The 12,222-nt window shown below is 69.3% G+C and carries 12 protein-coding genes; 10 read left to right on the top strand and 2 right to left on the bottom strand.

What is annotated here, in order from left to right; genetic code table 11:
- The first annotated feature begins 22 nt into the window (after nucleotides 1-22).
- The 4 genes from E3T49_RS13565 to ligA all read left to right on the top strand — a co-directional run bounded on the left by E3T49_RS13565 (nucleotide 23) and on the right by ligA (nucleotide 4,312).
- Nucleotides 23-328 (top strand): ArsR/SmtB family transcription factor, encoded by a 306-nt coding sequence (locus E3T49_RS13565; RefSeq protein ID WP_134425429.1) that lies wholly within the window; start codon nucleotides 23-25, stop codon nucleotides 326-328.
- On the top strand, nucleotides 328-567 hold the full coding sequence (locus tag E3T49_RS13560) for a hypothetical protein (protein WP_134425428.1): 240 nt from the start codon (nucleotides 328-330) through the stop codon (nucleotides 565-567). Before E3T49_RS13565 ends, E3T49_RS13560 begins: the two co-directional genes overlap by 1 nt.
- A 264-nt stretch (nucleotides 568-831) precedes the next feature.
- Nucleotides 832-2,028 (top strand): tRNA 2-thiouridine(34) synthase MnmA, encoded by a 1,197-nt coding sequence (gene mnmA, locus E3T49_RS13555; RefSeq protein ID WP_174722426.1) that lies wholly within the window; start codon nucleotides 832-834, stop codon nucleotides 2,026-2,028.
- Nucleotides 2,021-4,312 carry an NAD-dependent DNA ligase LigA gene (gene ligA / locus E3T49_RS13550; protein WP_134425427.1) on the top strand — a complete coding sequence of 764 codons (2,292 nt, stop codon included), beginning with the start codon at nucleotides 2,021-2,023 and terminating at the stop codon, nucleotides 4,310-4,312. The genes mnmA and ligA overlap by 8 nt, the downstream gene beginning before the upstream one ends.
- A 1-nt stretch (nucleotide 4,313) precedes the next feature.
- On the opposite strand, the gene E3T49_RS13545 is transcribed toward ligA, so the two are convergent.
- Nucleotides 4,314-5,108 carry an alpha/beta fold hydrolase gene (locus tag E3T49_RS13545; protein ID WP_134425426.1) on the bottom strand — a complete coding sequence of 265 codons (795 nt, stop codon included), beginning with the start codon at nucleotides 5,106-5,108 and terminating at the stop codon, nucleotides 4,314-4,316.
- Nucleotides 5,105-5,650: a PadR family transcriptional regulator gene (locus E3T49_RS13540; RefSeq protein ID WP_134425425.1), complete on the bottom strand. Its 546-nt coding sequence runs from the start codon at nucleotides 5,648-5,650 to the stop codon at nucleotides 5,105-5,107. The genes E3T49_RS13545 and E3T49_RS13540 overlap by 4 nt, the downstream gene beginning before the upstream one ends.
- 261 nt (nucleotides 5,651-5,911) lie before the next feature.
- Between E3T49_RS13540 and E3T49_RS13535 the strand changes: the two genes are divergently transcribed.
- From E3T49_RS13535 to E3T49_RS13510, 6 genes are read left to right on the top strand one after another with little or no spacing between them, the layout of a single operon-like run.
- Nucleotides 5,912-7,267, top strand: a complete 1,356-nt coding sequence (locus E3T49_RS13535) for an alpha/beta hydrolase (RefSeq protein ID WP_134425424.1) — start codon at nucleotides 5,912-5,914, stop codon at nucleotides 7,265-7,267.
- 38 nt (nucleotides 7,268-7,305) lie between these two features.
- Nucleotides 7,306-7,602, top strand: a complete 297-nt coding sequence (gene gatC, locus E3T49_RS13530; protein WP_166785559.1) for an Asp-tRNA(Asn)/Glu-tRNA(Gln) amidotransferase subunit GatC — start codon at nucleotides 7,306-7,308, stop codon at nucleotides 7,600-7,602.
- A gap of 2 nt (nucleotides 7,603-7,604) precedes the next feature.
- Complete coding sequence (gene gatA, locus E3T49_RS13525; RefSeq protein ID WP_134425423.1) at nucleotides 7,605-9,167, top strand: Asp-tRNA(Asn)/Glu-tRNA(Gln) amidotransferase subunit GatA; 1,563 nt, start codon at nucleotides 7,605-7,607, stop codon at nucleotides 9,165-9,167.
- Nucleotides 9,167-10,672, top strand: a complete 1,506-nt coding sequence (gene gatB / locus E3T49_RS13520; protein WP_134425422.1) for an Asp-tRNA(Asn)/Glu-tRNA(Gln) amidotransferase subunit GatB — start codon at nucleotides 9,167-9,169, stop codon at nucleotides 10,670-10,672. The genes gatA and gatB overlap by 1 nt, the downstream gene beginning before the upstream one ends.
- Nucleotides 10,672-10,983, top strand: a complete 312-nt coding sequence (locus E3T49_RS13515; protein WP_134425421.1) for a hypothetical protein — start codon at nucleotides 10,672-10,674, stop codon at nucleotides 10,981-10,983. The genes gatB and E3T49_RS13515 overlap by 1 nt, the downstream gene beginning before the upstream one ends.
- Nucleotides 10,980-12,086 carry a VIT1/CCC1 transporter family protein gene (locus E3T49_RS13510; RefSeq protein ID WP_134425420.1) on the top strand — a complete coding sequence of 369 codons (1,107 nt, stop codon included), beginning with the start codon at nucleotides 10,980-10,982 and terminating at the stop codon, nucleotides 12,084-12,086. Before E3T49_RS13515 ends, E3T49_RS13510 begins: the two co-directional genes overlap by 4 nt.
- Nucleotides 12,087-12,222: the final 136 nt, after the last annotated feature.

The raw sequence follows: 12,222 nt of genomic DNA, 5'->3' as shown, positions 1-12,222 counted from the left end.
ATGCGCGGGGGAGGCGAAGGCTATGACGGTCGACGACGAGATCGCCCGGCTCGCGGCCCTCGCCAACCCGCACCGGTTCAGAATCATCGCCCTGCTCGCGGAGGAGTCCCTCCACGTCAGCGAGCTCGCCCGCCGGCTGGGGATGTCCCGGGCCCTGCTGTACATGCACCTCCAACGTCTCGAGGCGGCCGGTTACGTCACCGGGCATCTCGAACTCTCCGACGACGGCAAGGCCCTGAAGTTCTTCGAGGTCGTTCCGTTCGAGGTCACCACCAACGTCGCAAGCATCGCTGCGGCGGTCGCAGCCGACACAGAAAGCACACACTGATGGACAACATTCCCTGGTTCGCCTGGATCGCCATTGTCGGTATCATCGCCGGCGTCACCTCGAGCATCGTCGCGGCCGTGCTGCGGTCGCGTGAGAAGCAGGCGGAGTTCGCCGGTGCGGCGGACCTCCACGGCCTCGTCGAACAGGGCACCGCGAGCAACCAGGCCGTGCTCGACCGGCTCGACCTGCTGGACATCCGTCTCGCCGCGATCGAGCGCACCCTGACCGACATCCCCTGACCCTGGCTCGAGGAAGCGGTCGCACGCAGTTGCCCGTTGCGCGGGTGCTGCGCCGCTTCGCGCCGGGCACGCCACGCGCGCAGCGGCGCAGCTCCCGCACACAGGTGACGCGCGTGAGAGTGCCCGTTCCGGTCGAGAGCGACCGCTGCGGCGGGCACTCTCGACCGGAACGGGCACCCTCGTGTAAGTCCCCGCCCTCACCGACTCGAGGGAGCATGCCTCGCCCGCGTTGGCCAATCCGCCCGGCCCGATTACACTCGACGGGTGAAGGTTTTGGCAGCAATGAGCGGTGGGGTCGACTCCGCCGTCGCCGCAGCCCGCATGGTCGAGGCGGGACACGAGGTGGTCGGGGTTCACCTGGCTCTCAGCCGGATGCCTGGCACCCTGCGCACCGGCAGTCGAGGTTGCTGCACCGTCGAGGATTCGATGGATGCCCAGCGCGCCGCCAACATCATCGGCATTCCCTACTATGTCTGGGATTTCTCCGAACGCTTCAAGCTCGACGTGGTCGACGACTTCATCGCCGAATACGCCGCCGGCCGCACCCCCAACCCCTGCATGCGCTGCAACGAGCGCATCAAGTTCGCCGCCCTCCTCGAGAAGGCCCTCGACCTCGGTTTCGATGCCGTCGCCACCGGCCACTACGCCACGATCGTGACGGATGCCGACGGCAATCGCGAGCTGCACCGCGCCAGCGCCTGGGCCAAGGACCAGTCCTACGTGCTGGGCGTCCTCACCCAGGAGCAGCTGGCGCACTCGATGTTCCCGCTGGGCGCCACACCGTCCAAGGCCGAGGTGCGCGCCGAGGCCGCCGAACGCGGTTTCTCGGTGGCGAACAAGCCCGACTCCTACGACATCTGCTTCATCCCCGACGGCGACACCCGGGGCTGGCTGGCCGAGCGGGTCGCGCCGGCGACCGGGGACATCCTGGACCGTGACGGCAACACCCTCGGCCGGCACGAGGGTGCGGCCGCGTTCACCGTCGGGCAGCGCAAGGGACTGCAGATCGGCACCCCCGCTGCCGACGGCAAGCCCCGGTTCGTGCTCGAGGTGCGCCCGATCTCCAACACGGTCGTGGTGGGGCCGAAAGAGGCCCTCGCGATCGGGGAGATCGCCGGCACGAAGTTCACCTGGTGCGGCGTCGCCCCCGCACACCCGGAGATCGCCTTCGACTGCCACGTGCAGATCCGCGCGCATGCCGACCCGGTACCTGCCGTGGCGCAGGTGGTTGCGGTTTCGGCCGACTCCACCGCCGAGACCAGCGCCAGCCACGGGACCGGTACCGGCACCGAACTCGTGATCACTCCGGCCGAGCCGCTGACCGGAGTTGCCCCCGGGCAGACCGCCGTTGTGTACCTCGGCACCCGCGTGCTCGGCCAGTGCACGATCGACCGCACGGTCAGCGCCGTCGAATCGGCCGAAGACAGCACGATCGACAGCGCCGTCACCGTCGATGCGTGACGCCGAGCAGGATTCCACTGCGGCCGCTGCCCTGCACACCGCCGCCGCTGAGGTCGGCGACCTGACTCAGCGCATCCTGGAAGCCCGCGACGCGTACTACGACCGCAACGAGGTCGTCATCTCCGATGCGGAGTACGACGAGCTGGTGGGCCGTCTCGCCGATTTCGAGCGTGAGTTTCCCGAGCTGGCCAGCCAGGACAGCCCCACCCAGACCGTGGGTGGCCGGGCCGAGACCAGCCTGTTCGACCCGGTGACGCACGCCGAGCGCATGCTCAGCCTCGACAACGTGTTCTCGATCGGCGAATTCGCACTCTGGGCCGCGAAGGTCGAACGCGACGCCGCGCGGCCCGTGCACTATCTCTGTGAGCTGAAGATCGACGGGCTCGCGATCAACCTCCGCTACGAGCACGGGGTGCTGGTCAGCGCCGCCACCCGCGGCGACGGCGTCGTTGGCGAGGACGTCACGGAGAATGTCGCCTGGGTGCCCGGCATCCCGGGAAAGCTCGAGGGTACCGGACACCCCGATCTGATGGAGGTGCGCGGCGAGGTCTTCTTCCCGGTTGCCGCCTTCCTCGAGCTCAACGCCGCACAGGTCGCCGCCGGCGAACGTGTGTTCGCGAACCCCCGCAACGCCGCGGCCGGCTCCCTGCGCCAGAAGGCGGAGGGCAAGGCCCCGGAACCACTCCGCCTGATGCGGGCCCGGCTCGGCCGGCTCCGGATGCTGGTACACGGCATCGGTGCGTGGGCCAGCCCGCCGGTCGCAGCCCAATCCGGCGTCTACGACCTGTTGCACGGCTGGGGTCTGCCCACCAGCTCCTACTTCCGGGTGAAACCGTCCGCGGCGCTCGCGGCGGAGTTCATCGAGTACTACGGCGAGCACCGGGCCAGCGTGGACCACGAGATCGACGGCATCGTGATCAAGGTCGACGAGTTGGCACTGCATGCCGAGCTCGGCGCCACCAGTCGCGCGCCGCGGTGGGCGATCGCGTACAAGTACCCGCCGGAGCAGGTCAACACGAAGCTGCTCGACATCGTCGTCAGCGTGGGCCGCACCGGTCGCGCCACCCCGTTCGCCGTGATGCGCAAGGTCCGCGTCGCCGGTTCCGAGGTGCGCCAGGCCACTCTGCACAATCAGGACGTGGTCAAGGCCAAGGGCATCCTGATCGGCGACACCGTCGTGTTGCGCAAGGCCGGCGACGTCATCCCCGAGGTGCTCGGCCCGGTGCTCGAACTGCGGGACGGCACCGAATTCGCGTTCATCATGCCGGCGGACTGCCCGGAGTGCGGCACGCCGCTCGCCCCCGCCAAAGAGGGCGACATCGACCTGCGCTGCCCGAACGCGCGCAGCTGCCCGGCGCAGGTGCGCGGCCGGGTCGAGCACATCGGATCCCGCGGCGCCCTCGACATCGAGGTGCTCGGCGAGGTCGCCGCCGCTGCCCTGACTCAGCCCACCCGTCCAGCCGAGCCGCCCCTTCCCACCGAAGCCGGCCTGTTCGACCTCACCCTCGATGACCTGCTGCCGATCGAGGTCATCGTGCGCGACGCCGAGACCGGGCTGGCCAAGGAGGAGGAGGACGGCTCCGTGCGGTTGCGCACGCCGTTCCGGCGCAACCCCACGGCCGCCGAGAAGAAGCAGGGTGTGGCGGGCGCGCAGCCATCGTCCAGTGCCCTCAAGCTGCTGCGCGAGATCGATCTGGCGAAGACCAAGCCGCTCTGGCGGCTCCTGGTGGCCCTGAACATCCGTCACGTCGGGCCGGTGGCGGCGCGTGCCCTGGCCGGACACTTCGGCTCGATCGACCTGATCCGGGCCGCATCGCGCGAGGAGCTCGCGCAGGTCGACGGTGTGGGCGGCATCATCGCCGACGCGATCCTCGCCTGGTTCGAGGTGGACTGGCACCGGGACATCGTTGAGCAGTGGACCCGGGCCGGCGTTCAGTTCACGACCCCGGGACATCCCGGTCCGGGAGCCGCGGCCGCCGCCGGGGGAGTGCTGGCCGGCCTCACGGTCGTGGCGACCGGGTCGATCGAGGGCTACACCCGTGAAGAGGCGCAGGAAGCGATCATCTCCGCGGGTGGCAAATCGGCCTCGAGCGTGTCCAAGAACACCGACTTCGTCGCCGCGGGGCCGGGTGCCGGGTCGAAGCTCGCCAAGGCCGAGACGCTCGGCCTGCGCATCCTCGACGCAGCCCAGTTCCGTCTGCTCGTCACCGAGGGTCCGGCCGCGCTGGCCGAGACGTCCGCGGAGACGTCCGCGGAGACGACCGTGGAGACCGACCCGGCCTGATTCAGTCGGTCTCCGGGGTCGGCACCTCGGATCTGTCCACCCAGCCGAGCACCATCCGGGTGAACAGGTCCGCGTTCTCGATGCTCCAGACGTGGTGCATGCCGGGGGCGATCCAGGTTCGCGTCTGCGGCAGGTGGGAGACCAGCAGGGGGAAGCTGTCCCGAACGAGGTGCGACTCCCTCTCGCCCGCGACCGCCAGCAGCGGGCCGTGGTAGCCGCCGAGACCCTCCGGGGCGCCGCCGCGGTTCACGTCGTCGAACACGCGCCGGGCGTTGTCGGCGCGCAGGCTCAGCCCGTGTTCGACGAACAGGTCGACCGCGTCGGCGGGCAGGCCGAAGGCCTTCGCCTGGGCTCGCCAGTACCAGGGTCGGTCCCAGAGCGGCAGTTGCAGGGAGTTCAGGAACCGGGCCAGGCCGTGCACGCCGGTGAGCGGAACGCCGGAGACCAGGCACGAGCGCAGCAGGGCCGGGTGCCGGGCCATGACGTGGGTGGCGACCAGACCACCCAGGGATAGCCCCACCAGGTGCGCCCGGCCGCCGCGCGCGTGGGCGGCGATGATGCCGGCCACATCGTCCGCGGCCTGACCGAGGGATCGCCAGTCCTCGCCGGCCCGAGTGCCGAACCCCGGCAGATCCGGGGTCAGCAGGTGTCGACCCGGCAGACCCTCGACCTGGGGCTGCCAGGACCAGGACGCGACATTTCCGCCGTGCAGGAACACGATGGTGTCGGTCCCTGCGGCATCAGCCCCGTGTTCGAGGGGATAGCGGGCCTCCGGGGTGGAGCGTGCGTCGCTCATGCGAGTGCCTCCGTCGTCTCGGTGAGCCAGGCGAGTTCCGCTTCGGCATGCAGGATGCCGTTCCGCAGGGTCGCGAGGCGCAGTCCGTGTCCGAGGTCGTCCTCGGCGCGGTGGCCGGCTTCCCGCCGGGCCTGTTCCTGTTCGATCACGGAGTGCAGTCCGGCCAGCAGGGCGGTGGCCTGACTGTGGCGTGCGTCGAGCACCGCACGCGTGGCCGGTATGCCCAGTGCGCCGACGAAGAACAGCCGCATCAGGAACGTGTCGTGCGGCGTTTCCGGTTCCAGTGGTGAGCGCAGCCACTCGGCCAGGGACGCGCGCCCGGCCGGCGTGATGTGGTGTTCGCGCCGGTCGGGGCGCCCCTCCTGTGGGATGACCAGGGCCTCGGCGAGACCGTCGGTCACCAGTGCCGCCAGCGTGCGGTAGATCTGGGACTGGTCGGCCGACCAGAAATGGGCGACGGATGCCTCGATGCTCTTTTTGAGGTCGTACCCGGTCATCGGGGTGAGGTCCAGGATGCCCAGCAGGGCCATTTTCAACGTCATGCGTATATAAGATCACACCTATAGCAGATCAAGCAAGTATCAATTGTGGTGCCTGTGCCCCCCGATCGGGGGTTGTGCATCCCCGCTATGGGGGCACGACCGTGCCGTGCGTTTCAGTAGTCTGGAGGGGCAACGCTTGTCTTTTTGAGGTCGAGCTGATCGCTGCTCGGTGTTCGTGAGGGGACGTACCCAGGTTTGCTGTTGGAAGCGGCGGTTCTGACTGTCTCTCTGGCTCTCAATGGAGTCAGTGAGACCTTTGAAGTGCACGCTCTCAGCAACGCCGTCCAGGGCCAACCGGTGCCGAACCGGGGTGCCGAACCTGCCGCCGCGGACCCGCTCTGGCTGAACCTGTCGGCGCGCGCCGGCACGTCGGTCGGGGTGCCTGCTGCCGGCGACCCGATAGTGTCCGCGCAACCGATCGCCTCCGGCCGGCAGTCCGCCACGGTCGTCACTGCGGAATCCGTGCGTCGGATGACCGGTACGAGTCTTCTGGTCGGCCTGTCCGGCCTGTCGGTCGCCGACCTGTCTGCTTTCGTCGGGCAGTCACCGGGTCAGCTGGACTCCCTGCTCGCTTCGCCGCCGGCAGCATCCGAGGTTGCGGGCCTGTGGAACGAGCTGAGCGGAGCCGAACGGTCATCGCTGCTGGCCGCCGCCCCGAAACTGGTCGGCAATCTGGAGGGCGTGCCCTTTCGCGAGCGGGGCCGTGCGAATTCCCGCTACCTCACGCAGAGTCTCGCCTCCGTCACCCAGAGACTCGCCGAAGCCACCGACGACGCCGAGCGCGGGGAGCTCAGCCGTGAACTGGACGTGCTGACCCAGGTCAAGGCGGCCCTGCGCACTCCCGCCGGAGCGCCCCGTCGTTCCCTGATCCTCCTCGACCCGTCCGGTGGCGGTCGGGCCGCGATCGCCCTCGGTAATCCGGACAGCGCCGATTTCATCAGCTATCTCGTGCCCGGCATGAACTACGGCGTCGAGCCGCAGATGGTCAATTGGACCGATACGGCCGACGCGGTCTACGCCGAGCAGACCCGGGTGCTGCAGGAGCAGGCGAACGCGGCCGGGCAGGGAGCGACCCGGTCGACCGTGGCCACCATCGCCTGGATCGGCTACGAGGCACCGGACCTGTTCAATGTGGGGGGAACGGGTCTGGCGGAAGCCGGTGCGGACTTCCTGGAGCAGTCCGTTCTCGGTATCGAGGCGGACCGCGGCTCGCGCAAGCCCTTCGTCTCCCTCGTCGCCCACTCCTATGGGTCGACCGTGGCGCTCACGGCCCTGGCCCGGGGCACGTTCGGGGTGGACGCGCTCGTGCTCGTGGGTTCCCCGGGCAGTCAGGTGCAGTCCGTGGACAGCCTGAACGTGGCCCGGCGGAACGTCTATGTGGGCAGTGCGGATTGGGACCCGACCGTGAACAGCGCGTTCTTCGGCAGCGATCCCGGTGCGAAATCCTACGGGGCGAACACCCTCGGCGTCTCCGGATCGTACGACCGGAGCACCGGTGACTGGCTGACCGGATCGGTCGGCCACAATGCCTATTTCGATCTCGGCAGCGAGTCCCTGCACAACATGGCGCTGATCGGCACGGGCAACGCGGATCTTGTCACCGACGGCTCCGAATAGAATTGGGGAATCCACCCCCGACGATCGTACGGAGCAACATGTCTGAAATCACGGCCGAGCAGGTTGCCCATTTGGCAAACCTTGCGCGGATCGACCTCAGCTCTGAGGAGATCACCCGCCTCACCTCGGAACTCGGCCAGATCGTTGACTCGGTCGCCAAGGTAGCCGAAGTGGCCACGCCGGACGTGCCGGCGACGAGCCACCCGATGCCGCTGACCAACGTCTTCCGCGCCGACACGGTCGTTCCCTCGCTCACGGTCGAACAGGCCCTCTCCGGGGCTCCCGACAGGGACGGCGACAAGTTCCGCGTGCCCGCAATCCTGGACGAGGAGTAACCATGACCAACGTGATCAAGCTGTCCGCCTCCGCTCTCTCCGAGCTTCTGTCCGATCGGTCCGTCAGTTCCGTCGAGGTGACCCAGGCTCACCTGGATCGCATCGAGGCCATCGACACCGGCGTGCACGCTTTCCTGCACGTGTCCGGCGAGGCCGCGCTTGCCGCCGCCGCCCGCGTCGACGCCCGCCGGGCCGCCGGTGAGGTGCTCGGACCGCTTGCCGGGGTGCCCATCGCCATCAAGGACGTGCTCGCCACCATCGACATGCCCTCGACCGCCGGTTCCAGGATTCTCGAGGGCTGGATTCCGCCCTACGACGCCACCGTGGTCAAGCGCGTGCGGGACGCCGGACTGATCCCTCTCGGCAAGACCAACATGGACGAATTCGCGATGGGTTCGTCGACCGAGTTCTCCGCCTACGGCCCGACGCACAACCCGTGGGATTTCGACCGGATTCCCGGCGGCTCCGGCGGTGGCTCCGCGGCAGCGGTCAGCTCCTTCGAGGCGCCGCTCGCGCTCGGCAGTGACACCGGCGGCTCGATCCGCCAGCCGGCCGCCGTCACCGGGTCGGTCGGCGTCAAGCCGACGTACGGCGGCGTGTCCCGCTATGGCTCGATCGCTCTCGCATCCTCTCTGGACCAGGTCGGCCCGGTCACTCGCACGGTGCTCGACGCCGCACTGCTGCACGACGTGATCGGCGGGCACGACCCGCTCGACTCCACGTCGCTCACGGATTCCTGGCCGTCGATGGCCGCCGCGGCCCGCTCCGGCCTCGCCGACGGCGCCCTCAAGGGGGTGCGGGTCGGTGTGATCAAGGAGTTGAACGGCGATGGATTCCAGGCCGGCGTCTCGCAGCGCTTCACCGAAACCCTCGCGCTGCTCTCAGCGGCCGGCGCCGAGATCGTCGAGGTCAGCGCCCCGAACTTCGAGTACGCGATCGCCGCCTACTACCTGATTCTCCCGGCTGAGGCGTCGAGCAACCTGGCGCGCTTCGACTCGGTTCGCTTCGGCATCCGGGTCAACCCGGAAGACGGCCCCCTGACCAGCGAGCGGGTCATGGCGGCCACGCGCGACGCGGGCTTCGGCCCCGAGGTCAAGCGCCGCATCATCCTCGGCACCTACGCCCTCAGCGCCGGCTACTACGACGCGTACTACGGCAGCGCGCAGAAGGTGCGCACCCTGATCCAGCGGGACTTCGACGCGGCCTTCGCGAAGGTCGACGTGCTGGTGTCGCCCAGTGCACCGACCACCGCGTTCAAGTTCGGCGAGAAGATGGCCGATCCGATGGCCATGTACCTCAACGACGTCACCACGATCCCGGCCAACCTGGCCGGCGTGCCCGGAATGAGCCTGCCGATGGGTCTCGCACCCGAAGACGGACTGCCGGTGGGCCTGCAGATCATGGCGCCCGCGAAAATGGATGCCCGTCTCTACAGCTTCGGAGCGGCCGTCGAGGCGCTGCTCGAGGCATCCTGGGGGCACACGCTCCTCAGCCAGGCGCCGGACCTGGCGTCGACAGAAAAGATCACACGCGCCGCGTTCACAAGCACAGAGGGAGCCATCTGATGAAGAAGGCCGAACTGATGGATTACGACAAGGCCCTGGAGCTGTTCGAGCCGGTGCTCGGCTTCGAGGTGCACGTCGAGCTCAACACCAAGACCAAGATGTTCTGCGGCTGTGCCAACGAATTCGGCCAGGGTGCCAACACGAACACCTGCCCGACCTGCCTGGGCCTGCCCGGCGGGCTGCCGCAGGTGAACGCGCAGGCCATCGAGTCCAGTATCCGGCTGGGGCTCGCCCTCGGCTGCGAGATCGCGGAGTACTCGCGGTTCGCGCGCAAGAACTACTTCTACCCGGACACGGCGAAGAACTTCCAGACCTCGCAGTACGACGAGCCGATCGCGTTCAACGGTCAGCTCACGATCGAACTGGAGAGCGGACGCCAGGTCACGGTCGACATCGAGCGCGCCCACATGGAGGACGACGCCGGCAAGCTCACCCACGTGGGTGGGGCGACCGGCCGCATCCAGGGCGCCGACTACTCGCTGGTCGACTACAACCGTGGCGGCGTGCCGTTGGTCGAGATCGTCACCCAGATGATCGAGGGCGGTGAGGCCGACTCGCCCGAGATCGGCCGCACCTACGTCGCCGCCATCCGCGAGATCGTCAAGGCGCTCGGCGTCTCCAACGCCCGGATGGAAGAGGGCAACGTGCGCTGCGACGCGAACGTGTCCCTTCGCCCGCGCGGCTCGAACGTGCTCGGCACGCGCACCGAGACCAAGAACGTGAACTCGCTGCGGTCGGTCGAACGGGCCGTGCGCTACGAGATCCAGCGCCAGGCGGCGCTCCTGCACGCGGGCGGGACCATCACCCAGGAGACCCGGCACTGGCATGAAGACACCGGCATCACCTCGGCCGGCCGGCCCAAGTCCGACGCCGACGACTACCGGTACTTCCCGGAGCCCGACCTCGTCCCCGTGGCCCCGTCGCGGGAGTGGGTGGAAGAACTCCGTGCCACCCTGCCCGAGCCTCCGGCCGCCCGCCGCAAGCGGCTCCAGGCCGACTGGGGCTTCGCCGACCTCGAATTCCAGGATGTCGTCAACTCCGACCTCCTCGACGCCGTGGAAGCCACCATCGCGGCCGGTGCCGCAGCCCAGGCCGCCCGCAAGTGGTGGACCGGCGAGGTCGCCCGCCTCGCGAACGTCTCCGGTGTCTCAGCCGACTCGCTCGTGCAGCCGGTGCAGGTCGCGGCCCTGATCGAGCTGGTCGTGGCCGGCACCCTGACCGACCGACTGGCCCGGCAGGTGCTCGAGGGTGTCATCGCCGGCGAGGGAACTCCGCTCGAGGTCGTCGAATCCCGGGGTCTGGCGGTCGTCTCCGACGACGGTGCGCTCATCGTCGCGATCGACGAGGCTCTCGCTGCCCAGCCGGACGTCCTCGCGAAAATCCGTGATGGCAAGGTGCAGGCGGCTGGGGCCGTGATCGGCGCCGTGATGAAGGCCATGCGGGGACAGGCGGATGCCGCCCGTGTGCGCGAGCTCGTGCTGGAGCGGGCCGGAACGGCCGAGTAATGGGCCTGCGGAACAGGCGCGGGCCCGCCACCGGGCGCACCGCTTCCGGGGCCGGCGCGCTCGGCGTCGGTGCGCAGGTTGTCGTGCGCCTGGACCGCGTGCGCTATCCGGACGCCACCGCGGAGGACCCGAGCGGCGTGATCGTGGCGGCCGGCGAACTCGACGGGGCGGCACTCTACGCCCCCGTGTCCGGGCGTGAGGCCGTGTGGGTCGTGCAGTTCGACGAACCCTTCTTCGGCCTCGACGGATCGGGCCCGCACGCGTCGGCCCGGGTCGCTCAGAGCTCGCTCGAAGCCGCCCCCGAGGCATGAGCGTCGTGGAGCAGGAACGTCCGGCGTCTTCCCAGGAGATTCGTCGCTGGCGACGGTATCTCGCCGATGAACGGGCCGAGGCGACCGTCTACCGTGACCTGGCCGGGCGCCGCTCCGGGGAGGAACGCGAGATCTTGCTCGCCCTCGCCGATGCCGAGGGCCGCCACGAGGCGCACTGGCGGCGCCTGCTGGGCGACCAGGTCGGGCCGCCCCGTCGCGGAGCCCTGCGCACCCGGTTCCTGGGACTGCTGGCCCGACGCTTCGGCTCGGTGTTCGTGCTCGCCCTCGCCCAGCGTGCCGAGGCCCGCTCACCGTACGACGCAGACGCGGACGCCACCGAGACCATGGCGGCCGACGAGCGCATCCACGAGGAGGTCGTGCGCGGGCTGGCCGCCCGCGGTCGTCAGCGTCTGGCGGGAACCTTCCGGGCCGCCGTGTTCGGGATCAACGACGGTCTCGTCAGCAACCTGGCTCTGGTGCTGGGCATCGGCGCCACCGGAGTGCCCGCCGCGACCATCCTCTTCACCGGTATCGCCGGCCTCCTGGCGGGGGCTCTCTCGATGGGTGCAGGCGAGTACGTGTCGGTGCGGTCGCAGCGGGAACTCCTCGAGGCGTCCACGCCGAACCCGGCGTCCCGGAGCGTCCTGTCCCACCTCGATCTGGCCGCGAACGAGCTGACCCTGGTCTATCGAGCGCAGGGGATGTCTCCGGAGAAGGCAGAGATCCATGCGCGTGAGGTGCTGCGCACGGTGGCCATCGCCACCGGCCCGGTCGAGGTCAAGACGACCGGCGGCCTGGCCCCGGCGGTGGACGAGCATGAAGCCATCGGCACCGGCATCGGCGCAGCCACGTCGAGCTTCTGCTTCTTCGCCTCCGGGGCGATCCTGCCCGTGCTGCCGTACCTGTTCGGCTTCGAGGGGATCACCGCGGTGATCATCGCCGCTGTACTCGTGGGGCTCGCGCTGTTGGCCACCGGTGCCACCGTCGGGCTCCTGTCCGGTGGGCCGCCCTGGCGCCGGGCCATCCGTCAGCTCATCATCGGGTTCGGCGCCGCCGGGGTCACCTACCTCCTCGGACTCGTCTTCGGAACGTCGATCGCCTAACCCCGGTGGTTGAGCTCGTCGAAACCCGGTGGTTGAGCCTGTCGAAATCCGGTGGTTGAGCCTGTCGAAACCCGGTGGTTGAGCCTGTCGAAACCCGGTGGATCCGTCGTCACGCAACTGCGGAGATTTTCGGGAA

It is taken from the genome of Cryobacterium cryoconiti (assembly GCF_004403065.1).
GTDB classification, from domain to species: Bacteria; Actinomycetota; Actinomycetes; order Actinomycetales; family Microbacteriaceae; genus Cryobacterium; species Cryobacterium cryoconiti.
This window is presented reverse-complemented; position numbering and strand designations above follow the sequence as displayed.

Bases quoted from the DNA above. Each gene is read 5' to 3' on its own strand.
- E3T49_RS13515 (WP_134425421.1), top strand. From the start codon at position 10,672: ATGGGCCTGCGGAACAGGCGCGGGCCCGCCACCGGGCGCACCGCTTCC.
- ligA (WP_134425427.1), top strand. From the start codon at position 2,021: ATGCGTGACGCCGAGCAGGATTCCACTGCGGCCGCTGCCCTGCACACC.
- gatB (WP_134425422.1), top strand. From the start codon at position 9,167: ATGAAGAAGGCCGAACTGATGGATTACGACAAGGCCCTGGAGCTGTTC.
- E3T49_RS13540 (WP_134425425.1), bottom strand. From the start codon at position 5,650: ATGACGTTGAAAATGGCCCTGCTGGGCATCCTGGACCTCACCCCGATG.
- E3T49_RS13545 (WP_134425426.1), bottom strand. From the start codon at position 5,108: ATGAGCGACGCACGCTCCACCCCGGAGGCCCGCTATCCCCTCGAACAC.
- E3T49_RS13565 (WP_134425429.1), top strand. From the start codon at position 23: ATGACGGTCGACGACGAGATCGCCCGGCTCGCGGCCCTCGCCAACCCG.
- E3T49_RS13560 (WP_134425428.1), top strand. From the start codon at position 328: ATGGACAACATTCCCTGGTTCGCCTGGATCGCCATTGTCGGTATCATC.
- gatA (WP_134425423.1), top strand. From the start codon at position 7,605: ATGACCAACGTGATCAAGCTGTCCGCCTCCGCTCTCTCCGAGCTTCTG.
- E3T49_RS13510 (WP_134425420.1), top strand. From the start codon at position 10,980: ATGAGCGTCGTGGAGCAGGAACGTCCGGCGTCTTCCCAGGAGATTCGT.
- gatC (WP_166785559.1), top strand. From the start codon at position 7,306: ATGTCTGAAATCACGGCCGAGCAGGTTGCCCATTTGGCAAACCTTGCG.